Annotated in this window: 20 protein-coding genes; 19 read left to right on the top strand and 1 reads right to left on the bottom strand. The window is 40.6% G+C overall.

Annotated features, from left to right (window positions below):
* Positions 1-57: 57 nt before the first annotated feature.
* Complete coding sequence (locus ACIQZI_RS18380) at positions 58-381, bottom strand: helix-turn-helix domain-containing protein (RefSeq protein WP_062185635.1); 324 nt, start codon at positions 379-381, stop codon at positions 58-60.
* 526 nt (positions 382-907) lie between these two features.
* On the opposite strand from ACIQZI_RS18380, the gene secA reads away from it, so the two are divergent.
* The 19 genes from secA to ACIQZI_RS18285 all read left to right on the top strand — a co-directional run bounded on the left by secA (position 908) and on the right by ACIQZI_RS18285 (position 23,940).
* A complete protein-coding gene (gene secA, locus ACIQZI_RS18375; RefSeq protein WP_403075727.1) occupies positions 908-3,418 on the top strand; it encodes a preprotein translocase subunit SecA in 2,511 nt (836 codons plus the stop codon).
* 167 nt (positions 3,419-3,585) lie between these two features.
* Positions 3,586-4,684 (top strand): peptide chain release factor 2 gene (prfB, locus tag ACIQZI_RS18370; RefSeq protein WP_157279646.1). Its coding sequence is split into 2 segments (ribosomal slippage): positions 3,586-3,657 and positions 3,659-4,684, totalling 1,098 coding nucleotides; the frame shifts between segments, so codons are not numbered across the junction.
* Positions 4,685-5,538: 854 nt separating this feature from the next.
* The gene (locus ACIQZI_RS18365; RefSeq protein WP_403075724.1) at positions 5,539-6,402 is read left to right on the top strand and encodes a YitT family protein; all 864 of its coding nucleotides are present in this window, start codon (positions 5,539-5,541) and stop codon (positions 6,400-6,402) included.
* Positions 6,403-6,451: 49 nt separating this feature from the next.
* Positions 6,452-6,790 (top strand): cytochrome c551, encoded by a 339-nt coding sequence (cccB, locus tag ACIQZI_RS18360; RefSeq protein WP_062185645.1) that lies wholly within the window; start codon positions 6,452-6,454, stop codon positions 6,788-6,790.
* A gap of 281 nt (positions 6,791-7,071) precedes the next feature.
* Positions 7,072-7,758, top strand: coding sequence for a cell division ATP-binding protein FtsE (gene ftsE, locus ACIQZI_RS18355; protein ID WP_062185647.1), 687 nt, complete (start codon positions 7,072-7,074; stop codon positions 7,756-7,758).
* Positions 7,748-8,641, top strand: a complete 894-nt coding sequence (gene ftsX, locus ACIQZI_RS18350) for a permease-like cell division protein FtsX (protein ID WP_062185649.1) — start codon at positions 7,748-7,750, stop codon at positions 8,639-8,641. The genes ftsE and ftsX overlap by 11 nt, the downstream gene beginning before the upstream one ends.
* A 340-nt stretch (positions 8,642-8,981) precedes the next feature.
* Positions 8,982-10,337, top strand: coding sequence for a murein hydrolase activator EnvC family protein (locus ACIQZI_RS18345; protein ID WP_403075720.1), 1,356 nt, complete (start codon positions 8,982-8,984; stop codon positions 10,335-10,337).
* Positions 10,338-10,533: 196 nt separating this feature from the next.
* Positions 10,534-12,003 (top strand): S41 family peptidase, encoded by a 1,470-nt coding sequence (locus tag ACIQZI_RS18340; RefSeq protein ID WP_403075717.1) that lies wholly within the window; start codon positions 10,534-10,536, stop codon positions 12,001-12,003.
* Positions 12,004-12,261: 258 nt separating this feature from the next.
* Complete coding sequence (locus ACIQZI_RS18335; protein WP_403075715.1) at positions 12,262-13,455, top strand: PDZ domain-containing protein; 1,194 nt, start codon at positions 12,262-12,264, stop codon at positions 13,453-13,455.
* Positions 13,456-14,185: 730 nt separating this feature from the next.
* Entirely contained in the window at positions 14,186-15,217 is a 1,032-nt protein-coding gene (locus ACIQZI_RS18330; RefSeq protein WP_403075713.1) for an ATP-binding cassette domain-containing protein, read from the top strand.
* Positions 15,214-16,029: an ABC transporter permease gene (locus tag ACIQZI_RS18325; RefSeq protein WP_403075710.1), complete on the top strand. Its 816-nt coding sequence runs from the start codon at positions 15,214-15,216 to the stop codon at positions 16,027-16,029. Before ACIQZI_RS18330 ends, ACIQZI_RS18325 begins: the two co-directional genes overlap by 4 nt.
* A 455-nt stretch (positions 16,030-16,484) precedes the next feature.
* The gene (locus ACIQZI_RS18320) at positions 16,485-17,165 is read left to right on the top strand and encodes a response regulator transcription factor (protein WP_403075708.1); all 681 of its coding nucleotides are present in this window, start codon (positions 16,485-16,487) and stop codon (positions 17,163-17,165) included.
* Complete coding sequence (locus tag ACIQZI_RS18315; RefSeq protein WP_403075705.1) at positions 17,162-18,247, top strand: sensor histidine kinase; 1,086 nt, start codon at positions 17,162-17,164, stop codon at positions 18,245-18,247. The genes ACIQZI_RS18320 and ACIQZI_RS18315 overlap by 4 nt, the downstream gene beginning before the upstream one ends.
* 422 nt (positions 18,248-18,669) lie before the next feature.
* A complete protein-coding gene (locus ACIQZI_RS18310) occupies positions 18,670-18,876 on the top strand; it encodes a hypothetical protein (RefSeq protein ID WP_062185662.1) in 207 nt (68 codons plus the stop codon).
* 19 nt (positions 18,877-18,895) lie between these two features.
* The gene (locus ACIQZI_RS18305) at positions 18,896-20,107 is read left to right on the top strand and encodes an efflux RND transporter periplasmic adaptor subunit (protein WP_403075702.1); all 1,212 of its coding nucleotides are present in this window, start codon (positions 18,896-18,898) and stop codon (positions 20,105-20,107) included.
* Between the two features lie 5 nt (positions 20,108-20,112).
* On the top strand, positions 20,113-20,835 hold the full coding sequence (locus tag ACIQZI_RS18300; protein WP_062186035.1) for an ABC transporter ATP-binding protein: 723 nt from the start codon (positions 20,113-20,115) through the stop codon (positions 20,833-20,835).
* The gene (locus ACIQZI_RS18295; protein WP_403075699.1) at positions 20,792-21,955 is read left to right on the top strand and encodes an ABC transporter permease; all 1,164 of its coding nucleotides are present in this window, start codon (positions 20,792-20,794) and stop codon (positions 21,953-21,955) included. The genes ACIQZI_RS18300 and ACIQZI_RS18295 overlap by 44 nt, the downstream gene beginning before the upstream one ends.
* Positions 21,956-22,023: 68 nt before the next feature.
* Positions 22,024-22,695: a response regulator transcription factor gene (locus tag ACIQZI_RS18290; RefSeq protein WP_062185665.1), complete on the top strand. Its 672-nt coding sequence runs from the start codon at positions 22,024-22,026 to the stop codon at positions 22,693-22,695.
* A gap of 9 nt (positions 22,696-22,704) precedes the next feature.
* A complete protein-coding gene (locus tag ACIQZI_RS18285) occupies positions 22,705-23,940 on the top strand; it encodes a sensor histidine kinase (RefSeq protein ID WP_403075696.1) in 1,236 nt (411 codons plus the stop codon).
* The last annotated feature ends 436 nt before the right edge of the window (positions 23,941-24,376 follow it).

The raw sequence follows: 24,376 nt of genomic DNA, 5'->3' as shown, positions 1-24,376 counted from the left end.
GAAAGCCCAGTTCGTTTAAGGGGTTTATTTTTTTAGACCGGGCATGGAAACAGGGCTTCAATCTTCTTGCTTTAATTTCCACTTGTTGAATTCAATGAATTCACGGAATTGATCCTTGGATACACCAGATTTCATCGCTTCTTGAACAATGTTCATCCATTCCGCGTCAAGGCCATCTTTGGCTGGCTCATCATATATGAGCGAATCGACAGGAATTTGCAGCACTAAGGCGATTTTTTCAAGAAACTGGATGGATGGATTTGTTTGTAAATTTCTTTCAAGGGAGCTTAAATAGGACTTGGCAACTCCTGCTTTTTCCGCAAGTTCTGTCATGGATATTCTATTTTCTTGTCTCAGTTTTTTTACGCGATCACCGATCATATTATCACACTCCAAAAACTTTTCTGAAGATATTTTTAACTCTGAAGCTGTTAGTATCCATTCTAACAGTTTTCATAGTAGTTAATCTATAAGTTTTCATAATAACGTGAAGTTGTACCCACCCTTTATACATGGTAATATTAAGGGTGCACCTATTTACTATGACATATAATGGGTAAAATAAAGTGAAACTTCCATCAGTGTTTTTTTCCACTAATGGTTCGTTGAAACAATCGGGGATTTACTTCAAAAAGCGAGGCGACTGCCCAGACCCGACAAGCATAAGATGGAATACGGCGTGGCGTAGTTTGCCACAGAGTATTACAGCTTATGACCTCAAGGGACTAGGAGCCGCAGCTAGATTTGGCTGTTTATCCCCACCTTATTTTTTCTTGATTCTTTCACAAAATTTGTGTTGGGGTATTACAGTCTGTTAAACCGGGATATCCGTTAATTTAATCTTATGAATCCTAAGTTCTTTTTACTTTTTTGATAAAGACTTCTATATAAAGAGGAGCGTTTTTGAATGCTTAATATTTTAAATAAAGTGTTTGACCCGAATAAACGAGAAGTGAAGCGTCTTGAGAAGCTGGCCGATCAAATTGAGATGCTGGCGGATGAAACAGCTTCTTTATCAGATGATCAACTGCGTGGAAAAACAGAAGAATTCAAAGAGCGGTACCAAAAAGGAGAAACGGTCGATGATTTGCTTATCGAGGCATTCGCGACGATTCGTGAAGGGGCGAGACGAGCGTTAGGGATGTATCCATTCCGCGTCCAGCTAATGGGGGGGATTTCCCTTCATGACGGGAATATTTCCGAGATGAAAACCGGGGAAGGTAAAACGTTGACTTCCACTCTTCCTGTTTATCTGAACGCGATTACTGGGAAAGGTGTTCATGTCGTTACAGTCAATGAATACTTGGCAAGTCGTGATGCAGAAGAAATGGGTAAGCTCTATGAGTTCATGGGCTTGACGGTTGGTTTGAATATAAATGGTATGTCGAAAGAAGAAAAACAAGAAGCGTACAATGCAGATATTACGTATAGCACGAATAATGAGCTTGGCTTCGATTATTTACGTGATAATATGGTTCTTTATAAAGAGCAAATGGTGCAGCGTCCTTTGCATTTTTCTGTCATTGATGAAGTGGACTCGATCCTGATTGATGAAGCTCGTACACCATTAATTATTTCAGGTTCGGCACAAAAATCAGCTCAGTTATATATTCAAGCGAATGCATTCGTACGCACGCTAACTGTGGAAAAGGATTATACGTATGATGAAAAAACAAAAGGGGTCCAGTTGACAGAAGAGGGGATTAATCGCTCTGAGAAGGCTTTTAATATTGAAAATTTATTCGACATTAACCATGTTGTGTTGAACCATCATATTAATCAAGCTTTAAAAGCCCATGCTAGTATGCATCTTGATGTCGACTATGTCGTGCAAGAAGGCGAAATTGTCATCGTTGACCAATTCACTGGACGGTTGATGAAAGGACGCCGTTATAGTGATGGACTCCATCAGGCCATTGAAGCGAAAGAAGGTCTGGAGATTCAAAATGAAAGCATGACACTTGCGACGATTACGTTCCAAAACTATTTCCGGATGTATGAAAAGCTTTCCGGAATGACGGGTACAGCCAAAACGGAGGAAGAAGAATTCCGTAATATCTATAATATGAATGTAATCGTGATTCCAACGAATCGTGAAATTGTTCGGGATGACCGCGCTGATTTAATTTATGCATCTATGGACGGTAAATTCCGTGCCGTAGTTGAAGAGATTGCAAAGTGCCATACAGCGGGGCAACCTGTTCTAGTTGGTACAGTAGCGATTGAAACGTCTGAAATTATTTCAAAGTATTTATCAAGAAAAGGGATTCCGCATAATGTGTTGAATGCGAAAAACCATGGCCGAGAAGCGGAAATCATTGCCGGTGCTGGTGAACAAGGTGCCGTGACAATTGCAACGAATATGGCTGGTCGTGGTACGGATATCAAGCTTGGTGAAGGTGTGAAAGAACTGGGCGGTCTTGTGGTGCTCGGTACGGAGCGACACGAAAGTAGACGGATTGATAACCAGCTTCGCGGACGTTCTGGTCGTCAAGGGGATCCAGGTATGACGCAGTTCTATCTTTCTATGGAAGATGAATTGATGCGCCGCTTTGGGTCAGATAATATGAAAGCGATGATGGCACGACTTGGGATGGACGATACACAGCCCATCCAAAGTAAGATGGTATCCCGTGCTGTGGAATCCGCTCAGAAACGCGTTGAAGGGAATAACTTCGATGCACGTAAACAGCTTCTTCAATATGATGATGTGCTACGTCAACAACGTGAAATCATTTATAAGCAACGTTTTGATGTTTTGGATAGTGAGAATTTACGCGATATCGCTGAAAACATGCTTGAAGCGAGTATTCATCGTAATGTGGCCCTTTTTGCACCAGGTACAGACGGTGAAAATTGGAATTATCAAGGCTTACTCGATTATGCCCAGGGCAATCTGTTCGATGAGGGTGAAGTAACAGAAGCTGATCTAAATGGAAAAGATGAAGCTGAAGTAGCGGATTACATGCTTGCGAAAGTGAAAGAACAGTATGATAGTAAAGAAGAGCAATTGTCATCTGAACAAATGCGTGAGTTTGAAAAGGTAATCGTCTTGCGTGCAGTTGACAGTAAATGGATGAATCATATTGATGCGATGGAACAATTGCGTCAAGGAATCCATCTTCGTGCATATGGTCAAATTGATCCATTACGCGAATATCAGCAGGAAGGCTTTGCGATGTTCGAGGAAATGGTGATGGCCATTGAAGATGACGTTGCGAAATATATTATGAAGTCAGAAATCCGCAATAATCTGGAGCGTCAGGAAGTCATTAAAGGACATGCTGTCAATCCAAAAGAAGGCTCAGAAAAGGTTAAGAAAAAGCCACTTCGTAAATCGCCTGAAATCGGAAGAAATGATCCATGTCCATGCGGAAGCGGTAAAAAGTATAAAAACTGTCACGGGAATGTAGAGTAAATAGGCTAGAAGAAGAGGTCGGTTTAGTCCAGGGTTTACCGCCTCTTTTTTTCATTTGAACAAGTAACAAGAGAGAAACTTGAAATACAATTTGCGAATCTGTCCTTTTTTGCATATAGTTGTAGAGACTGATTACGTTTTTTGAAAATAATTAAGAGGTGAATTGCATGGAATTAGCAGATATCAGACATGAGCTTGAGAATACAGCTAAGAAATTAGCGGACTTTAGGGGGTCTCTTTGACTTAGAAGAGAAGGAAGCCCGTATTGCTGAATTAGATAATATTATGAGCGATCCAGAGTTTTGGAACAATCAACAAAAGGCACAAGTCGTCATTAATGAAGCAAATGGATTGAAGGAGCAGGTCAATCAATTGGCAGAGCTCAATGATTCGTATGAAAATCTTGAACTAACCTATGAGCTTGTGAAAGAAGAACACGACGATGAGCTACTAGCAGACCTTGAAGTGGAAATCGTCGAGCTTTCTAAACAAATGAATGAATATGAACTTCAGCTGTTACTAAGTGAAGAATATGATAAAAATAATGCCATTCTTGAACTTCATCCAGGAGCTGGTGGTACCGAATCTCAGGACTGGGGTTCTATGCTTTTGCGTATGTATACGCGTTGGGGCGAAAAAAGAGGCTTTAAGGTAGAAACAATCGACTATCTACCTGGAGACGAAGCTGGTATTAAAAGTGTGACTCTTCTTTTCAAAGGGCATAATGCTTATGGCTATTTGAAAGCGGAAAAAGGGGTTCACCGTCTTGTCCGTATTTCTCCGTTCGATTCATCTGGCCGTCGTCACACTTCCTTTGTTTCTTGTGAAGTGATGCCGGAATTTGATGACACCATTGAAATAGAAATTCGTACAGAAGATTTAAAAGTTGATACGTATCGTGCAACTGGTGCTGGTGGTCAGCATATTAATACGACGGACTCTGCTGTTAGGATTACACATATCCCAACAGGTGTTGTAGTCACATGTCAATCTGAACGTTCACAAATCAAAAACCGTGCTCAAGCGATGAATTTCCTAAAAGCAAAACTATATCAACGCGAAATCGAACAGCAACAAGCTGAATTGGATGAAATTCGCGGCGAACAAAAAGAAATTGGCTGGGGAAGCCAAATCCGATCTTACGTATTCCACCCATACTCCATGGTGAAAGATCACCGTACAAGTACGGAAACTGGAAACGTGCAAGCGGTCATGGATGGCGATATCAACGCCTTCATTGATGCCTATCTGCGTTCAAAATTATAAGTTTGAGTAAGTGATGGTCCATTGAACAGTGAAAACTGTTTAGTGGGCCTGTTTTTTTTGAAGTATTAACCAACCCCCTTGAACATAGTCCTCTCCGCTTAGGTGCTCCCGTAGGTTTCGTACAATAATTTATCCCGGTTTAACAGGCTGTAATACCCCCACCTCAATTTTTGCGAGAGAATCAAGAAAAAATAAGGTGGGGATAAACAGCCGAATCTAGCTGCGGCTCCTAGCCCCTCGAGGTCATAAGCTGTAATACTCTGTGGCAAACTACGCCACGCCGTATTCCATCTTATGCTTGTCGGGTCTGGGCAGTTGCCTCGCTTTTTGAAGTAAATCCCCGATTGGTGAGATACAGTGAAACTACCGCTATGCTCTTCAGCGGTTTAGTTGAGGCCCACAGGACGTGGGTCACACAGACGTTGCCGCAGGACGCGGCGCACTTAGTCTGTGATTCATTGATTCGGGTTCGTACTGTCGATTGATCGAAGCGAATGAGAAGGTCTTAGCGACAGTAGAACGGGACTAACCCCCACTAAGGGAAGTTTCACTTTATTGTTTCTTTAATTTTGGCATGTAGTTCTGTTCTGCAATGCCAAGAATTTAGCTAGTATTTCCGAAGCGCTCATATAATTCTCGAAAAAAGGGATAAGAACTCAGCATGAATAGTGAAATCTAATGATTAATTTACTTGGCATTGTAAAAACTAATAAAGATCTGCAGCGAATTCCCGCTCTTTCTCGCTTTATCGGAGTACCATTTACAGGGGTTAGACCCCGGTGCTATACTACTTTGAACGATTTGTATCGTGATGAACAAGCGTGGACAAAGAGGGTGAAGGGAGTACCTGATAAATGAGAAAAAGATATCGAGAACCGAAGCATCCGGTGATTGAGAAGTTGAGTGAGTATGGTCTTGTAATCGTTGGGGCAGCCATCATAGCGATTACATTTAACGTCTTTCTTTTGCCAAATCAAATTGCATCGGGTGGGGTCAGTGGAATTAGTACGATCTTGACTGGGACGCTCGGCTGGGAGCCAGCGTATGTACAGTGGGCCTTTAATATTCCGTTGTTTATCAGTGGTTTGCTGTTGTTAGGCATGCAGTTTGGGGTAAAGTCATTAGTTGGAACATTGATTTTACCATTTATTGTTTTTCTAACAAGGGATTGGGATCCGTGGACACAGGATGCCCTACTCGGTTCGATTTGCGGTGGGATTGGGGTCGGTTTAGGTCTTGGCATTGTTTTTAGAGGTAAGGCTTCAACGGGCGGTACAGATCTTGCTGCACAGATTATCCATAAATATACGAATTTTTCCTTAGGGACTTGTGTGGCGCTTATTGATGGATTCATTGTGCTAAGTGCAGCAATTGTTTTTGACATTGAAAAAGGGTTGTATGCGTTAATTGGGTTGTACGTGACGAGTAAAACGATTGATTTAGTTCAAGTTGGTGTTGGCCGTTCAAAAATGGCGATGATCATTACGAATCATGACGAAGAAGTGAGACATGAAATTATTCATGGACTTGACCGCGGTGTTACAAGATTATCGGGTCAAGGAGGGTATACGGATGATTCTCGACCAATCCTCATGTGTGTAATTGATCAATCCGAATTCACCAATTTGAAACAATTGGTGAAAGACGTTGATTCGAAAGCCTTTGTGATCGTAATGGATGCTTCGGAGGTGTTAGGGGAGGGTTTTAAACGCGTGTAATACTGGTATAATATAGGTGAGATGGATAATTTAACTAGGGGGCATTATAGTGAATAAAAAATTGATTACATTATTGCTAGGAACGACGCTTGCTCTTTCGGCATGTGGTACATCCAATGATAACGTGAAAAAACCGGCGAATGAAGGCGGGACTACAACAACATCTGCTGGTGAAGCAGATAATATTTATAAAAACAAATGTTCAAGCTGTCATGGTGCGAATCTCGAAGGAGCATTTGGTCCGGAACTTAAGAAAATCGGCTCAACACATTCTAAAGATGAAATTGAAAAGATAATTTTAGAAGGAAAAAGCGGGGGTATGCCAGCTAAACTGATCCAAGGAGATCAAGCTGCACTGGTAGCGAAATGGCTTTCTGAAAAAAAATAAGAACATGATCAACGACGTCTTGCATAGGTGCAGGGCGTTTTGTTGTCAAAAGCAATCCATTTAGCAGATAAAATTGGAAATTTACATTGAAATGAAACTGTAACATTTTTTTTTCGGATTTGACAAACTTTGATGGTATAATGGCTTTTGTACAGTAGCAGGATTGATTCCTGTTATTTTTTCGGTTTTTTTCACAAAAATTGTCGAAATGAAGCGAGAGAAACACGTCCATAGATTCATAAGTTTTCTGGAAATAAAAAGCTAGTTAGGTGGTTATTTATATGATAGAAATGACAGACGTCTATAAAACGTATTCGAACGGTGTCGTTGCTATAAATGGAATCAACGTTAAAATAAAAGCTGGTGAATTTGTTTATGTAGTGGGTCCTAGTGGTGCGGGGAAATCTACTTTTATCAAAATGATGTATCGGGAGGAGTCTCCGACAACTGGAAATATTGTTGTGAATGGAGTGAGCTTGCCGAAGATTAGAAATACAAAGGTACCGCTTTTCCGTCGTAATATCGGCGTCGTGTTTCAAGATTTCAAGCTACTGCCGACATTGACGGTTTACGAAAATGTTGCGTTTGCGATGGAAGTTATTGAGAAGACTCCAGATGAAATTAAAAAGCGAGTAATGGAAGTATTGAATCTTGTTGGGTTGAAGCATAAAGTCCGGATGCTACCTACTGAACTGTCAGGCGGGGAGCAACAGCGTGTCTCCATTGCCCGTTCAATCGTCAACTCGCCAATGGTCGTTATTGCTGATGAGCCGACAGGAAACCTTGACCCGGAAACCTCATGGGAAATTATGAATATTTTTGACGAAATAAATAAAAGTGGTACAACCATTGTTATGGCGACCCACAACAAAGACATTGTTAATAATCTTAAACATCGTGTAATCGCCATTGAAAATGGCAAAATTGCCCGCGATGATTTGCGAGGTGAATACGGCTATGAAGCTTAATACATTGAAACGGCACTTTCGAGAGAGCGGTAAAAGTTTGGTCAGAAATGGCTGGATGACTTTTGCTTCTGTAAGTGCAGTAACGGTAACATTGCTATTAGTTGGTGTGTTTTTTGTCATCATGATGAACTTGAACCACATCGCATCAAATGTAGAGAATGATGTTGAAATACGGGTACATATCGACCCGGCTGCAACAGAAGAAATTCAAAAAACACTTGGAGCGAAAATTAAGAAAATCGCCAAAGTCGATTCTATCGTATATTCTCCAAAGGAAAAAGAACTGACGAATATGATTGAAGGCATGGGGGAGAACGGCGAGGCGTTTAAATTATTTGAACAGGATAATCCGCTTCGTGATGTATTGGTTGTGAAAACGAAAACGCCTCAGGATGTAGGCCAGGTTTCTAAGAAAATTGAAACCTTTGAATATGTTCAGAGCGTCAAATATGGAAAAGAATATGTCGATAATCTATTTAATGTAGTAAATATTGCCCGGAATATTGGTGTCGTATTGATTATCGGATTGTTATTCACGGCGATGTTCCTTATCTCCAATACAATTAAAATTACGATTATAGCAAGAAGAAAAGAAATTGAGATTATGAGATTAGTTGGGGCAACGAATAACTTTATCCGCTGGCCATTCTTCCTTGAAGGTTTATGGCTTGGTGTGTTGGGGTCCATTATTCCAATTGGGTTAATTGGCGTATTCTACTCTAATCTATTTAAATACGTTTCACCGAAAATTAATATTCCATTTTTCGAATTGCTACCATTAAGTCCATTTATTTATCAGATTTCAGCGATTCTTATTCTATTAGGCGGACTAATTGGAATATGGGGCAGTTTGATGTCTGTTCGGAAGTTTTTAAAAGTATAAGTGCGTGTTCAAAAAGCTTGCGAATTTCATCACAGTTTATTAATGACTTTCTGTTAAAACCGCGCAAGTCCTGTGCAAATCCGGTTTTGACCTTATCTAATAGTGCGTGTTCAAAAAGGAGGATAAAAAGAGCCAAGAAGTTCAAGGAGCGATCGTCTCGAGGACCGGAGCGTATGGAGTAATACGTGAGGACCGTAGAGACAGAGCGACGAAGAAATTCGACAGCTATTTTTACCGGACTTTTTGAACATCCTCTAATACGCACCAAAACAGAGAATCCTAGCTAAATAGAGCAAAAGATATCAAAGTCTAAGGGAGAGAAGAAAGGGGAACAGGGAGAGTGCATAGAAATAAAATCATCGCGATGAGTGCAACGATCGTACTAGGGCTTGGGAGTCTCTTGGCTGTACCAAGTGCATATGCAGAATCATTGCAAGATATGAAAGATAAGAAAATAACGATTCAAGAAAAGCGTACGGATGTTCAAACAAATATTAACAAAACAGAAACTAAAATTAAAAATTTACAATCACAGCAGTTGACGGTTGAAGAACAACTAGATCAACTTGAAAAGAATATGACAGCTAATGCGAATAAAATTATCGAGAAGACGGCTGAAATTAATAAAACGAATGCCGAAATTGAGTCATTAAAAGCAGAGATTGTCGTGCTGAAAGATCGAATTGCGAAACGAAATGAGCTTTTGAAGGAACGTGCGGTTTCTTATCAAGAGGGCGGCGGCAATTTGAACTATTTAGAAGTTCTTCTCGGGGCTTCAAGCTTTAGTGAATTTATTGACAGAGTAAGTGCTGTCGCAACAATCGTCGAAGCGGATCAGGATATCATTAAACAGCATGAGCAGGATAAAAAAAGTCTGGAAGAAGCACAATCCGCTGTTGAAAAGAAGAAATCCGATTTAGAAAAAATGCTTGCTGAATTGACAAATATTAAGCAGCAACTTCAAGTACAAAAGAATCAGCAAGAAGTGTTATTAGCAGAACTTCATAAACAAAAAGAGCATGCAGAGCATGATATAGTTGGTTTCGAAGAAGAGGCGGCTAATCTTAAAGCACAGGAAACAGCTGTTGCACAAGCGATTCAGCTTGAACAAAAGCGCCTTGCTGATATGGAAGCGGCGAGAAAGAAAGCGGCGGCAGAAAAAGCAGCAGCAGCAGCTGCGGCTAAGAAAAAGCAAGCTTCAATTTCAAGTTCAAGCTCAAGTTCAAGCTCAAGTTCAGGTTCAAGCTCAAGCTCAAGTTCAAGTTCAAACGCGGCAGTAAGTGCTCCAGCCGTTTCGTCTGGCACGTTTAATCGACCGAGCGCGGGATATGTTTCATCTGGCTTTGGCGGACGTTGGGGGAAATCACATAACGGGATTGATATTGCTGCAAGTGGTACAGTGCCAGTTGTTGCAACAGCAGATGGAGTCGTAATACGTGCGTATACGTCTAGCTCATATGGCAATGTCGTCATGGTTTCACATTCCATCAATGGACAAACTTTTACAAGCCTATATGCACATCTTAACTCGATGAGTGTAAGTGCTGGACAAGTTGTCTCAAAAGGCCAGCAAGTTGGCTATATGGGGAACACTGGTCACTCGTATGGACAACATCTGCATTTCGAACTACATAAAGGTGCTTGGAATGCTGCGAAATCGAATGCTGTGAATCCATTAAACTATCTTTCTATGTAATACAGTAATAATTGAATAAAAAAGCTGAAACGAGGCTGTCCGATAACGAAGGTGCAGATCCCACATCTACTATATATTGTTTATATAGTGTGAGGTCAGACTTTGTTGGACAACCTCGTTTTTTTTGGTGCGCATATCTTGTCCTTTTTTTCATAGATTATGTTATAACCTTTTTTATAGAGAGGGATTGGCTTATATGAAAATGAAGATAGCAAAGAAATGGACCCTTCCTGTAACGATGGTAGCATCATTAACGATCGGGGCAGTTGGGGGAGGATATGTTGCAAATCCAAACAGTGAGGTTCACCAATATTTGTGGGGGAATAAAGCGGAAGATTTAGGGGCTGAGCCGGCAGCCTATGATAACACAGAGTGGGCGAAGGTAGAAAGGGCCTATGATTTAATTTATCAGCAATATGTAGAGGAAGTGGGTGACACCCAATTGGTGGAAGGCGCGATACAGGGAATGCTTTCTACCTTGAAAGATCCGTATACCGTCTATATGGATAAGGAAACGGCAAAGCAATTTGATGAAGCGCTTGATTCATCATTTGATGGGATTGGGACTGAAATAGGAATGGAGAATCATAAAGTGATCATCGTTGCACCTTACAAAGATTCTCCTGCTGATAAGGCCGGGTTGAAGCCGAGAGATCAGATTATTAGCATTGATGGTGACTCGATTGAAGGGCTGGATTTAAATGAAACACGGTTGAAAATTCGCGGTAAAAAAGGGACCGTCGTAAATCTTGAAATTAAGCGCCAAGGTGTCATGAATCCGATCAAGTTAGCCATCACTCGTGACGAAATTCCTCTTGATACGGTTTTTTCAAGTGTGAAAAGTGAGAATGGAAAAAATATTGGCTACATTGAAATCACTTCTTTTTCTCAAGATACAGCCGCTGATTTTAAAGAGCAGTTAAAGGAGCTTGAGAAAGAAAAAATCAGTGGCTTGATTATAGATGTTCGTGGCAATCCAGGCGGTTTTTTGACAAGTGTGGAAAGTATTCTGGGTGAATTGCTTCCGAAAGACAAGCCATATCTACAAATTGAATATCGATCCGGACAAACAAAAGAAGTATTTAGTGGGAATGAAAAGAAAAAAGACTATCCAATCGCTGTATTGACTGACAAGGACAGTGCATCTGCCGCAGAGATTTTGGCTGGCGCTATGCAAGAAGCTGGTGGATATCCGCTCATTGGCGAGACGACCTTCGGGAAAGGCACGGTGCAGAAGGCGATTCCGATGGGGGATGGAAGCAATATTAAAATTACGTTATATAAATGGCTGACGCCAAACGGAAATTGGATACATCAAAAAGGAATCACGCCCACAATCGAAGTGCATCAACCATCCTATTTCAATGTTCATCCATTGACTGCTGAAAAGATATTTAAACGAGATATGAATGATGAACAGATAAAAAACGCCCAAAAAATTCTAACATCATTAGGGTATCCGACGGGCAGGGCGGACGGATATTATGATGAAAAAACCGAAACAGCTGTGAAGGCTTTTCAAAATACCAATGACTTAACTGTAAGTGGCAATATTAATAGTAAAACAGCCGCAGCCTTAGAAAAGGCGGTTGCGAAAAAGAAAAAAGATGAGAAAAATGATTTACAGCTTCGTACCGCTTTAAAATTAATGGCAAGGCATCAATAATGTAAGGGTAGCCCGGCTTCGGTCGGGTTCTTTTTTGTGAGCGGAAAAATAATCGTGACACGCGGGTTTCGTATATAAAATCGGAAATAATGAAAGGTTCATGATGACTTTTCTTCGTATTCATAGGCAGAAGGGCTACATATTTGATAGAATAGGAGAAAGTGTAAAAAAACTTACAAATCTGTTTTCAAATAGACATTTCAGGTTAGAAACCGTTTTTAACATATTATTGGGGAAGATAGAGAGGGTGCGGGTATATTGATAGTAGGTTGGTTAGTTGCTAGTTTGCAAGGGATTGGCATGTTTTTTTTGCATCCTGTTTTTTATGTATCGATTATTCTTAGCCTGTTCGTCGGCTACCTTCGGGTGAAAAGGGAAAGACGTGATTTTACCATTCGAATTAATAGTCTATTTCAGGAACTTCGTCAGCTTTTGCCAATAGGGCTATTAATAGGAGTGCTTCTTTCCATCTTAACGTTAGGATCTGGGGTCGTTATTCCGTATGCTGCCATTATTTTAATGGGCGCATTTACTATTTTATTGTCATTAACGTTCCAAGTACGTTTGCTTTCCCCAGCCTATATCGTCGGTCTTTCCTTCTTGTCAGTTGTTTTTCTAGCAGGAAGAGAAATTGAATTTCCTATTTTTTCAGAGGCATTTCAGAGTCTTGATCAGCCTGTGTATCCAAGCTTGGCTGTTTTGCTTGGTTTGTTGTTATTGGCTGAAGGTATATTGATTAGTAAAAATGGTAGTAAACAGCCCTCTCCCAATTTGATGGTATCGAAACGTGGGCAAGTGGTTGGTACATATAAAGCGAGAAAAATTTGGCTTCTGCCTTTATTTATCCTTGTTCCAGGAGGCGAGTTAGCAGCACCGATTGACTGGTATCCTGTGTTTTCAATCGGAGAGCTTCATTTTACTCCGATTGCGATTCCAGTGTTAATCGGATTTGCTAAAACGATCCAAGGTAGCCTGCCACAAATCATGATACGAGCACAAGGACGAAAGGTTACTTTTCTTGCTATCATCGTCACAACCATTGCCGTTTTGGGAAACTGGTATCCATACTTGTCCATTGGAGCAGTTGTCCTTGCGATGCTTGGTCGTGAATTGATTCACTATTTTTCAAAGGTGGATGATCGTAAGCTTCCGTTTTATTTTTCCCAAAGTAAGATCGGCGTTAAAATTCTTGGTGTTATTCCACATACGCCAGCGGATAAAATGGGCTTGGAAATGGGAGAGATTATTACGAAAATGAATGGATCACAAGTAAGTAATGAACATGAATTTTACGGGGCATTACAAATAAACCGCGCGCATTGTAAGATGGAAGTTGTCGGACATAACGGGCAAATTCGTTTCGTCCAACGCGCACTGTTCGAAGGCGAGCACTACGAGTTGGGGATCCTCTTTATTGAGGAGGGACGAAAAGAGCGTAGTCGAGCGATCTAGAGTTGTAACGGTGCAAAATAACACGGAATGAGAGCAAGGTTTTGCGGAACTAGTTTTATTACTTTCTATCTTAATTCAAATAAAAGAAGAATATACAGTAAAAGTCAGTCATCTATGGGGTTTTTGTTCCTTCATGACTGACTTTTTATTATTTGCAGGAATTAATCATTATAACTAAAAAGGTAGAGGATGTTAAATGGAGAAATTACTGAATACACCAATTCCATATGAAGATGAAAGTATGGGGGTACATTTCTAGGCTAACAACTAAGAATAGATATGATCAGACCACATGGATAGGAGAAAAAATTGGAATATACAGTAAACACAAGAAACTGAAGCATATATATATAATTCATCCAGGAGCATTTAGTTTCGAAAGATTTAGTCAACTAATCGGTATATCAAAAGAAATTCTATGGAACTTAACTTTTTATTATAATTTTCAATTGTGGGACGTAAATAACTATCATAATTTCTTTTCACTCAATCAAGGAGTTAACAAATTGAAAAGTAAGCATTGCTCGTTATGTTTGAAATAGATTATTGACTGTATTGTTATATTCATCGTAACCCGCCAGCGATATAAAACGATTCTTGTGCTTCCTCCTTGAGTTTCCTTTTATTTCCTATATTTGCCCAATCAGTTCATATTCAGTTCATACATTTGTTGTATGATCTAATTCAGGACAGTTGAACATCAAATTGAAACGAACCTGGAGGAAAGAATATGAATTATCTAAATGGCAGTAAAATAATGCCAAATAATGGCGATATGGCCGTTGAAGCGCGTGGCCTTGTCAAGAAGTTCGGCGATTTTCGTGCCGTTGACGGTGTAGATCTTAATGTACGCGCGGGTTCGATCTACGGCGTGCTTGGTCCGAACGGGGCAGGTAAAACGACCACGATCCGAATGTTGGCGACTTTGCTTAGAGCAGACGAGGGTTCGGCACACATCTTTGGGCATAATGTGGCGAAGGAGTCACAGATTGTACGTCAATTGATTGGCATTACGGGTCAGTACGCGTCGGTTGATGAGTCACTTAGTGCGACGGAGAATCTGGTCATCTTCTCTAGGCTGCTCGGGTTTGGACGTGCAGAGGCGAAGCAAAAGGCAGCGCAGTTATTGGAGGAATTCAGTCTAACGGAAGCGGCGAAACGTCCACTGAAGAATTTCTCCGGTGGCATGCGTCGCAGGCTAGATCTTGCGGCAAGCCTCATTGCCCAGCCTCCGCTCATTTTCCTGGATGAACCTACTACTGGGCTCGATCCTAGGACACGTAATCAAATGTGGGATACGATCCGCCGCTTGGTTGAGTCGGGATCGACTGTATTATTAACAACGCAGTATCTTCAAGAAGCAGATGAACTGGCCGATCGGATTGCGGTGATTGATCATGGCCGCGTTGTTGCAGAAGGTACTGTGAATGAACTAAAGGCGTCCGTTGGTACTTCATCCTTGCAATTAAGCCTTCAGAATCCCCATGATGTCGAAAACGCGCGTCAGAAAGTGGAAGAGGTGCTCAAGGTCCAATCCATTGTTTCACCAGAGGGAGGGAAAATCACGGCCCCGATGGCAGATGCTGACAGAGTCACCGACTTACTTATTGCCTTTCGCCAGTCAGGCATCCAATTAGCCGAGCTAAGTGTGCAGAAACCGACGCTTGACGACGTTTTCCTAACCATCACCGGCAATGATCCTCATGAAGATGCAGCAAATCCATCCAATAAATCACAACAAGCAGGAGGGATAGAGGGATGAAACCAAGTTCCATGACACAAGGTGCTGAGCGTCGTTTGCGTAATAAAACAAGCTTTGGCCAAACAATCCGCAATTCATTAACAATGGCCTATCGGGGCTTGCTCAAAATCAGGCGCACACCTGAGCAATTATTCGATGTAACACTTCAGCCGATTATCTTCACATTGATGTTTACGTATATTTTTGGCGGCGCCATTTCGGGAGATGTCCAAAGTTATTTGCCAGTCATTATACCCGGTATCCTCGTTCAGACAGTCATTACGACATCTGTCGTTACCGGTACCCAATTGCGTGAGGACATGGATAAGGGGGTGTTCGACAGGTTCAAGTCCTTGCCCATTGCGCGCATCGCACCACTAGCGGGCGCCCTGCTTGCCGATACAGTTCGATACACGATTGCGACAGTGCTCACGCTCACTATGGGCTATATTATGGGCTATCGACCTGAAGGCGGTCTGGGCTCTGTTGTCATTGCAGCCCTGCTTGTCATTGTGTGCGCTTGGGCCATCAGTTGGATCTTCGCCTTCTTTGGCGTTATTGCACGTACAGCATCAAGCGTACAAGGGATATCGATGATTATATTGTTCCCACTTACATTCCTTTCCAATGCATTTGTTCCAGCAGATACAATGCCCGATTGGCTGCAATGGTTCGTGAAGATTAACCCAATCTCGCATCTCGTTACTGCCGTCAGAGATCTTGCCAATGCCGGAACTGTCGGCTGGGACCTGACTGCCTCTCTTATTGGAGCAGCTGTTATTGTAGCGATCTTCGCACCGATAACAGTTCGAGCATACATGAGACGGACTTAGGAGAAAAAGGTTGAAGATACACGTATTCTCCGGATAATAGGCAAAAGTCCAGGTACACAATCAGCAATTGATCGTGTACCTGGTCTATGTTATAAATTCTTAACCTGCTGTATCTTAATATATAGCACAGTCTGTCGTAATGCTTAGCGGTAAAAGGTGCATAAATCCAATCTTATGCATGTTTTGTCTGTAGATTATTAAGGGGATTTATATAACAATCGGGCTCTTCTTAACTGTTGCCCTCATGCTGTCAATCGTCCTAAAGTGAAAAGACCGAGCGCAATTACTGAACGTCATCTTGATGACAGGCGGTTTTTGGGCAAAGAACCTCTTGGTCCTTCACGATATTCATGGAGCAGCAATTCTTGGTGGAGTCTGTACGGCCCTCTCAAGGGATTCGTGGTTTGCCGAACTTATAGGAATGAAGATTAAGACATGTAAAGGAGTGAACAACTATGCCGAAAGTATTAATCGTTGATGATGATCCCCATATCCGTGAATTGATTCACATCCTGCTATCCAAAGAAGGGATATTGATTGCAGAAGCAACAGATGGCGAACAAGCATTAGCGATACTTGAAACAGACAAGATCGATCTAATCATTCTTGATATTATGATGCCAAATATGGATGGGTGGACATTTTGTCGCGAGGTAAGAACGTATTATTCTGATTCCATGCCAATTCTAATGGTCACAGCCAAAGGGGAAACAGCTCAAAAGGTAAAAGGCTTCGATCTTGGAACGGATGACTATATGGTGAAGCCATTCGCCGCAGCCGAGCTGATCGCCAGAGTAAAAGCGTTACTCAAGCGTTACCAAATTAACCTCTCTAACCAAATTGAAATAGGAGACATCATCATTGATCGCACCTCTTACAAAATATATTTCAAGGATCATGACCTGACCTTGCCACTTAAAGAATTTGAAATATTATTCATGCTGGCAACACATCAGGATAAGACCTTTTCAAGAGAACAATTGATTGAAGATATTTGGGGATTCGGCTATGAAGGGGATGAACGAACTGTTGACGTACATATTAAACGTTTGCGACAACGATTTGCCAAAGAAGATTGCCCATTCATCATCACTACCATTCGCGGACTCGGTTATCGTTTGGAGATAAAACATTGAAGATACCTGAAGTAGTGAAGCGTATTTTGGGCTTTATAACGGGCGCTGTATCTTTACTATTATGCTGGTCTCTTGCTTATTGGTTAACATCATTGCTCTATAGAGCCATTCATTGGGCTCCGCCTGAATTCACAAGGCAGCTAGTTACTTCCTTTCTGGGAATGTTCCTGTTTGGTAGTTGCATGTATTATATTTCTAAAATTAAATTCGTGCGAGAGCGCCAAGATAAATTCGTGCACCCAATTATTCAAGCAATGAAAATGATGGCTGAGGGGAACTTCAGTATTGATCTATCCCATTATAGGAATCAATTTAAAGGACGTGAACATCCGTATACGAAGATTATTGATAGTATGAAACATATGGCGGATAGACTCGGTGAAATGGAGGAAATGCGGCAAGAATTCATCTCCAATGTCTCACATGAAATCCAGTCGCCCCTGACATCCATTAGCGGATTTGCCCATGCACTAAAGAATGAGCATCTTACCCCTGAAGAACGGAATCACTACTTGGAAATCATTGAAACAGAAAGCAACAGACTTTCGAAATTAAGTGATAATCTTTTGAAGCTAACGGCGTTGGAGTCTGAATATATCCCCTGCGAACTGAAGGCCTATCGACTGGATCATCAACTCCGTCGCATCATCCTTGCTAATGAACCACAATGGTCAGAGAAAGAGTTGAACATGGATATTTCACTTGAACCCCTGACGATCATTGCTGATGGGGACCTAATGGAACAAGTATGGATCAATCTACTGCACAATAGCATTAAGTTCACACCGAAAGAAGGTACCATTATGGTTAGAGCATTCGAAACGTCCGATCACCACGTAATTGTAGGAATAACCGACACCGGTATAGGCATGAGTGAGGAAACACGGATGCATCTGTTCGAACGATTCTACAAAGCTGATCCATCGAGAAACCGGAATTCAGGCGGCAATGGCCTCGGTATGCCCATTGTCAAAAAGATAATCGACTTGCACAAAGGCAGGATTCAGGTCAAAAGTGAACTCGGAAAAGGATCTGAAATAACCGTGACGGTTAATCGACCTTTAAGTGATCGAGAGGGCTAATAATACGGGATAAAAATGATGAAAGCTCAGTGATGATGAAGGTCTGTAAACACACTTGGTCAACCGATTCCTTCTGCTGAAATGTTAATGAGTATTCCCGAAATGAAAGATGAACTTCGAAGGCCTATGTTTTTAAATATCTTATTCCGTGAAATGATGAAAAGTAATAGTAATTTGTCATATTTAATTAAAATGAAGTGTGAGTATGTATTTGCAAAAGACGCATCAAAATTTGGTGCGTCTTTTGTGATTGTTAAACTGCTATTCTGAGCAAAAAGATAGATCACCGGAAGCTAAATTTTAACTCGATTCGCTGTGAAAGAGATGCCATTTAGAACTTGTTCTAAACTTATTTCTTAAGGAAAAGTTAAGGAAAGAAATTCATAATGAGTGTATCAAGAGGAAACGAGGAGGAATAAAAATTGGAATTCAAACAAAATTTCATAAAAATTTTACTTATTATGAATCTGGTGATAAGTACATGCGGTGCTATTGGGGTGGGATATGTCGTTTATAAGCAGAGTATACGCCCTGACTTTTCCGAAATGGGATCAAGAGGGGGCAACGATATACTCCCGGGCGATGGCAACCTCCAACAGAAGCAAAATCAATCAGAACAAACTCAATAATGGAAAGGAGAATAGAAAATTGAAAAAGTGGATAATTATTTCGATCGTGATCGTTGTAATTGGAGGAGCGACTGGCTGGTTCTTATTAGGTAAAAAAGATCAGTCTCAAAATGTTGCGGCTGCAGTACAAACAACAACAGCACAAAAGGGGAAATTAGAGGTAGAAGTTACTGGTGCAGGTTCGGTTACAGCCATTACAGACCAAGATGTTACAGCAACAAATACAATTCTTATTGTAGATAGCGTAAGTGTAGCATCTGGAGATACAGTAGATAAAGGTGACACACTTGTAACGTTTAAAAATGGTGATGTTGTTACGGCTCCATTTGATGGAGACATCACAACAGTTAGTGTGAAAAGTGGCAGCGGGGCTTCACAAGGTACAATCCTTCTTCGTATGGAAGATGAAGATGAAATCACATCACCTATAACAAGAGGAGATAGCAGTGTAAGTTCGGATAGCCCAAGTAGTAGCTTGGTAGTGGATACTGTTAGTGTGAAAGAGGGAGATGTTGTAGCAGCTGGTGCACCACTTGTAACCTTTGTCGATGGAAGTATCTTGAAGTCGCCGGTTCCCGGGACAATTACAAGCTTTTCAATTGCAAGTGGAGATTCTGTCCAAAGTTCAGAGACAGTTGCACACATAACAGAGTACAGAACATTGCAAACAACAATTAGTGTAGATGAATTAGATATTACAAAAGTACAAGTCGGCCAAGCGGCAGAAATAACAGCAAGTGCCTTTAAAGATGAAACATTTGAAGGAAAAGTAACAAAAGTAGCAACGGAAGGAACATCATCAAACGGAGTATCTACATTTGATATAACCGTCCAAATCACAGATCCAAAAAGTTTGAAAATTGGTATGTCAACGGAGGCTAGTATCTCAATAGAAAGTAAAGAAGACGCATTATATGTACCAGTAGAAGCCGTGTATTCAAGTAAAGGTGAAAAATATGTACTTGTTTCTACAACTTCAAATGATTCAACACAATCAACAAAAAAAGTATCAGTAGAAACTGGAATTTCCAATGATACGTATGTAGAAGTTACAAGTGGGTTAGCAGAAGGAGATTCTGTTCAAATACCAAGAGTCCAATCTAGTGGCAATACGGCCCAAGGAGGAATGATGATGCCAGGTGGCAACTTCAGAGAAGGAAATGGAGGCGGAACACCACCAGCATTTTCAGGTGGAGGAGCTCCATCAGGTGGCAGACAAGGAGAGAACTGATGACTATGACAGAGCCGATTATTCAAATAAATAGTATGAAGAAAATGTATGAACTTGGCGGCGAAACGGTAAAGGCTCTAAAAGGTGTAACCTTAGATATTCAAAAGGGTGACTTTATTTCTATCATAGGTCCATCGGGTTCCGGAAAATCAACATTTATGAACATGATTGGATGCTTAGATCGACCGGATTCAGGTAAATACTTGTTAGATGGTGAAGAAGTAGGGAAAATGAAGAATTCACAGCTTACGGCCATTCGAAATGAAAAAATAGGATTTATCTTTCAAAATTTCAATTTGATATCAAAGTTAACCGCGGTTGAGAATGTAGAGCTTCCTCTCATTTATCGTGGAATGAAAACAGCGGAACGAAGAAAAATCGCATTAGAAGCTTTAGAAAAAGTAGGGTTGGTAGATAGAGCGAATCATTTACCAACCCAGTTATCAGGGGGGCAACAGCAACGTGTCGCCATTGCTCGTGCTTTGGCTGGGCACCCTCCTATTTTACTAGCTGATGAACCGACTGGAGCACTAGATAGTGAAACGAGTAGGGGAATTTTAGAAATGATAAATTCATTAAATGAGCAGGGGCATACCATTATTCTCATTACGCATGATTTAGAAGTAGCAAAACAAGCTAGCCGTGTTGTTCGTATACACGATGGTCAGTTGTATGAGAGTGGGGGTGAGTGGTTTGCAGACAATCAGAATGGCACTAAAGAGTATTAAGGGAAACAAAGTAAGAGCAATTCTGACGATGCTGGGTATTATTATTGGTGTATCTTCTGTTATTGTTATGGTTGCAATAGGGCAAGGATCTACGAAAGAAGTCCAAGATCAAATTGGCAGCTTAGGTACAAACGTATTAACTGTAAGTGTTTCTGGTTCAGATATTACATTTAAAGAAGATGATGCTAATCAGATTCAGGATGTTAATGGTGTAGAAGCGATAGCTCCAACTGTTTCAGGAAGAGTAACTGTAAAAAATGGACAAACGAACGCACAAGTGTCTATGATAGGAACAATTTCATCCTATTTAAATATCCGTGATTTACAGCTGCAATCAGGGCGTTTCATTGCAGACCTCGATCATGAGAATCATTCAAAAGTAGCAGTGCTTGGTTCAGACACGGCTGAAAACTTGTTCGGATTAGCTGATCCAGTTGGAGAATCTGTACAGGTGAACGGAACAGCCTATAAAGTTGTTGGGGTTCTTGAATCTGTCGGCAGTTCATTAGGAACTAGCGGAGATAGTACAATTATTGTCCCACTTAGCACAGGGCAACGCTTAGCAACTACTACTGATATTGGGTCAGTATATGTGAAGGTAGAAAATGAAGATATGATAGATTTCACATCACGCTTTATCGAACAAACCATGTATTCAATTGTTGGAGATGCAGATAGTTACAGTGTATCCAGTCAAAAAGATTTAATGGAAACAGCATCATCTGTCAATGAAACAATGACATTCATGCTAGGCGGAAGTGCTGCTATTTCCCTTATCGTTGGTGGTATTGGTATTATGAATATTATGCTTGTATCCGTTTCAGAACGTACAAAGGAAATTGGAATTAGAAAAGCAATTGGAGCAAAACGCGGAAATATTCTTCTTCAATTCCTCATTGAATCGATTGTATTAAGTTCATTAGGTGGAGTAATAGGAGTAGGAATTGGCGTAATAAGTGCCCAAATATTCACTTTAGCAACGGGCACAACTATTGCATATTCCGTGCCTGTCATGTTGTTATCATTTGCGTTTTCTTTAGTAGTTGGAGTTGTATTCGGTGTGTTTCCGGCGAATAAAGCGTCTAAACTAGATCCGATTCAAGCTCTTCGCTATGAATAGACAAAACGAAGCGATCGTGTACAGCGACCGCTTTATTTTGTTATTATATGGGAAAGGAATGAGATGCCATGCGTATATTGGTTGTGGAAGATAATCGATCTTTGTTGCAGTCTATTAAACAAATCTTATCTGAAGAATTTGCAGTAGATTGTGCAGAAGATGGAGAAGAAGGATTATTTATGGCCATGCAAAATATTTACGATCTTATCGTACTAGATGTTATGCTTCCACAAATGGATGGTTTTGAAGTCATACAAAAAATACGGAGCGAACAAATTCAAACGCCTGTTTTATTTTTAACAGCAAAAGACTCATTAGAAGATCGAGTAAGGGGATTGGACTTTGGAGGTGACGATTATTTAACCAAGCCGTTTCAAGCGCCAGAGCTGCATGCACGAATTCGAGCACTGTTGAGACGCAGTGGCAGTTTAACTACGAATCAAACGATTCAATATCACGGAATTGAATTGTTTGGCAAAGAAAAAGATATTGTCATTGACAGCTTCCCCGTGAAGCTAACATTAAAACAGTATGAAATGCTAGAATTTATGATTCAAAATAAAGGCGTCATTTTAACAAAAGAGCAGCTCTATGATCGGGTATGGGGATTTGATTCGGATACAACGATCGGAATTGTAGAAGTGTTTGTTCATCATCTTCGCAAAAAGATGGAGCCGTTCGGTTATCATAAGGATATTCAGACGGTACGTGGCATCGGATATATGCTAAAAGAACAGTAGGGGATAAACATGTTTCAACGGACTCGTATTAGACTTACCATATTAAATTCATTAGTTTTTATCATTTTAATTGGTGTACTGGCAACTATTATTTACTCATATGTCGAGTCTCGCTTATATCGAGATGTCAATACGGAACTATTTGCTGCAGTAGAACGAATAAAACAACCGGGACCGATAGAGCGACCAGGTGGATTGCCAATGGGACCTAGAGATCCTCGAATCGTCGTATTAGTTTGGAACGAAAGCAACGAAATGGTTAATGTAGATAGAAATCCCACTGTTTTTACCGATAATCAAGCTGAATTTAGTCCCAAAGGATTAAATAAACTTCAAGATGTACAAGCAGAAGGATTTTACTTTAGGACAATTGCGGTAAAGGAGTATTTAGAATCGAAAGAAATAACGGTACAATTTGTGCGAAACATTACATCAGAAAAAGACATGCTCAGCAATTTGCTTTTAATTTTAGTCATTGGCTGTAGTATTGGAAGCGTTTGTGCTGTCGGCGTCGGATTTTTTTTAGCAGGAAAAGCGCTGGTTCCTATTAAAGAAGCATGGCAAAAGCAGCAAGAGTTCGTGTCAGATGCTTCTCACGAATTAAGGACACCTTTAGCGGTTATTCAAGCAAAGACAGATTTACTATGGCGATCCCCATCTTCTACTATACAAGATCAGGCAGTAGAAATATCGATCATATCAAAAGAATGCCGCCGGTTGTCCAAGCTTGTTGTCAATTTACTTACGTTAGCTCGGTCTGATTCAGATCAGTTGGAAATGGAAAAAGAAGAATTCCTCCTGAGTACATTGCTGCATGAAATAATGGAACATTACTCTGAGATAGCTATTTATCAAGAGAAAACACTTCGATTGGATGTGTCGTCTTCCATTTCTTTTGTGGGAGATAGGGAGCGTCTGTACCAATTGATGGTTATCCTGTTGGATAATGCGCTTAAGAACACAAATGAGAGTGGAGAAATTGTTGTCACTTGTTCTCAGTCAGTTTCATCCATCCTGCTAAAAGTACAGGATAATGGAATTGGTATAGAAGAAGAGCATATTTCGAAAATTTTTGATCGTTTTTATCAAGTGGCAAAATCGAGAACAACAGAAGCAGGAGCTGGTCTAGGACTTTCTATTGCAAAATGGATTATTGACAAACACCACGGAAAAGTGAAAGTGTACAGTGAAATAGGAAAGGGGACCTCCTTTGAAATTGTGTTTCCAAAAAACCGAAAGACATGACGATGGTAGAAAACCTTGGGGGATTATATCCAAGGTTTTTTGGTCATTTTCAAGAGATAATCTTAAAATCGGATTCTGGTGCAAACATGTCAGCGAACTTGAAACGAATCGTTAAATCTTGGACATACAGATACTAATAAACTAAAAAGGATATGTATCACTTTGGAAAAACCAGTAGAATTCATGTAGAATATTTGGTTGTATTTCTGACGACTTAATTGTTGGGGAATTACGATTTCGATGTTATCCATGAAAAGAAACAGGTATTCCCTCATAGTTGAATGAAGGGAAACCAGCTATTTAAGCGTAATGAATAGGTGGCTTTTCTTATTTTATTATCTTATCGGTGACTATCTAAAGATACTAATCTTGGACGCAATATGCTGATTTTGGATATAATGAATGCATAGGGATTGAGACGGAGGAGTTTTGGTCC

The sequence above is a fragment of the Peribacillus sp. NPDC096379 genome, from assembly GCF_044762875.1.
Taxonomy (GTDB): Bacteria; Bacillota; Bacilli; order Bacillales; family DSM-1321; genus Peribacillus.
This window is presented reverse-complemented; position numbering and strand designations above follow the sequence as displayed.

Coding starts and splice junctions, on each gene's coding strand:
- ACIQZI_RS18290 (WP_062185665.1), top strand. CDS start 22,024: ATGCGTATATTGGTTGTGGAAGATAATCGATCTTTGTTGCAGTCTATT.
- ACIQZI_RS18320 (WP_403075708.1), top strand. CDS start 16,485: ATGCCGAAAGTATTAATCGTTGATGATGATCCCCATATCCGTGAATTG.
- ftsX (WP_062185649.1), top strand. CDS start 7,748: ATGAAGCTTAATACATTGAAACGGCACTTTCGAGAGAGCGGTAAAAGT.
- ACIQZI_RS18340 (WP_403075717.1), top strand. CDS start 10,534: ATGAAAATGAAGATAGCAAAGAAATGGACCCTTCCTGTAACGATGGTA.
- ACIQZI_RS18365 (WP_403075724.1), top strand. CDS start 5,539: ATGAGAAAAAGATATCGAGAACCGAAGCATCCGGTGATTGAGAAGTTG.
- ftsE (WP_062185647.1), top strand. CDS start 7,072: ATGATAGAAATGACAGACGTCTATAAAACGTATTCGAACGGTGTCGTT.
- ACIQZI_RS18300 (WP_062186035.1), top strand. CDS start 20,113: ATGACAGAGCCGATTATTCAAATAAATAGTATGAAGAAAATGTATGAA.
- ACIQZI_RS18380 (WP_062185635.1), bottom strand. CDS start 381: ATGATCGGTGATCGCGTAAAAAAACTGAGACAAGAAAATAGAATATCC.
- ACIQZI_RS18330 (WP_403075713.1), top strand. CDS start 14,186: ATGAATTATCTAAATGGCAGTAAAATAATGCCAAATAATGGCGATATG.
- secA (WP_403075727.1), top strand. CDS start 908: ATGCTTAATATTTTAAATAAAGTGTTTGACCCGAATAAACGAGAAGTG.
- ACIQZI_RS18325 (WP_403075710.1), top strand. CDS start 15,214: ATGAAACCAAGTTCCATGACACAAGGTGCTGAGCGTCGTTTGCGTAAT.
- ACIQZI_RS18285 (WP_403075696.1), top strand. CDS start 22,705: ATGTTTCAACGGACTCGTATTAGACTTACCATATTAAATTCATTAGTT.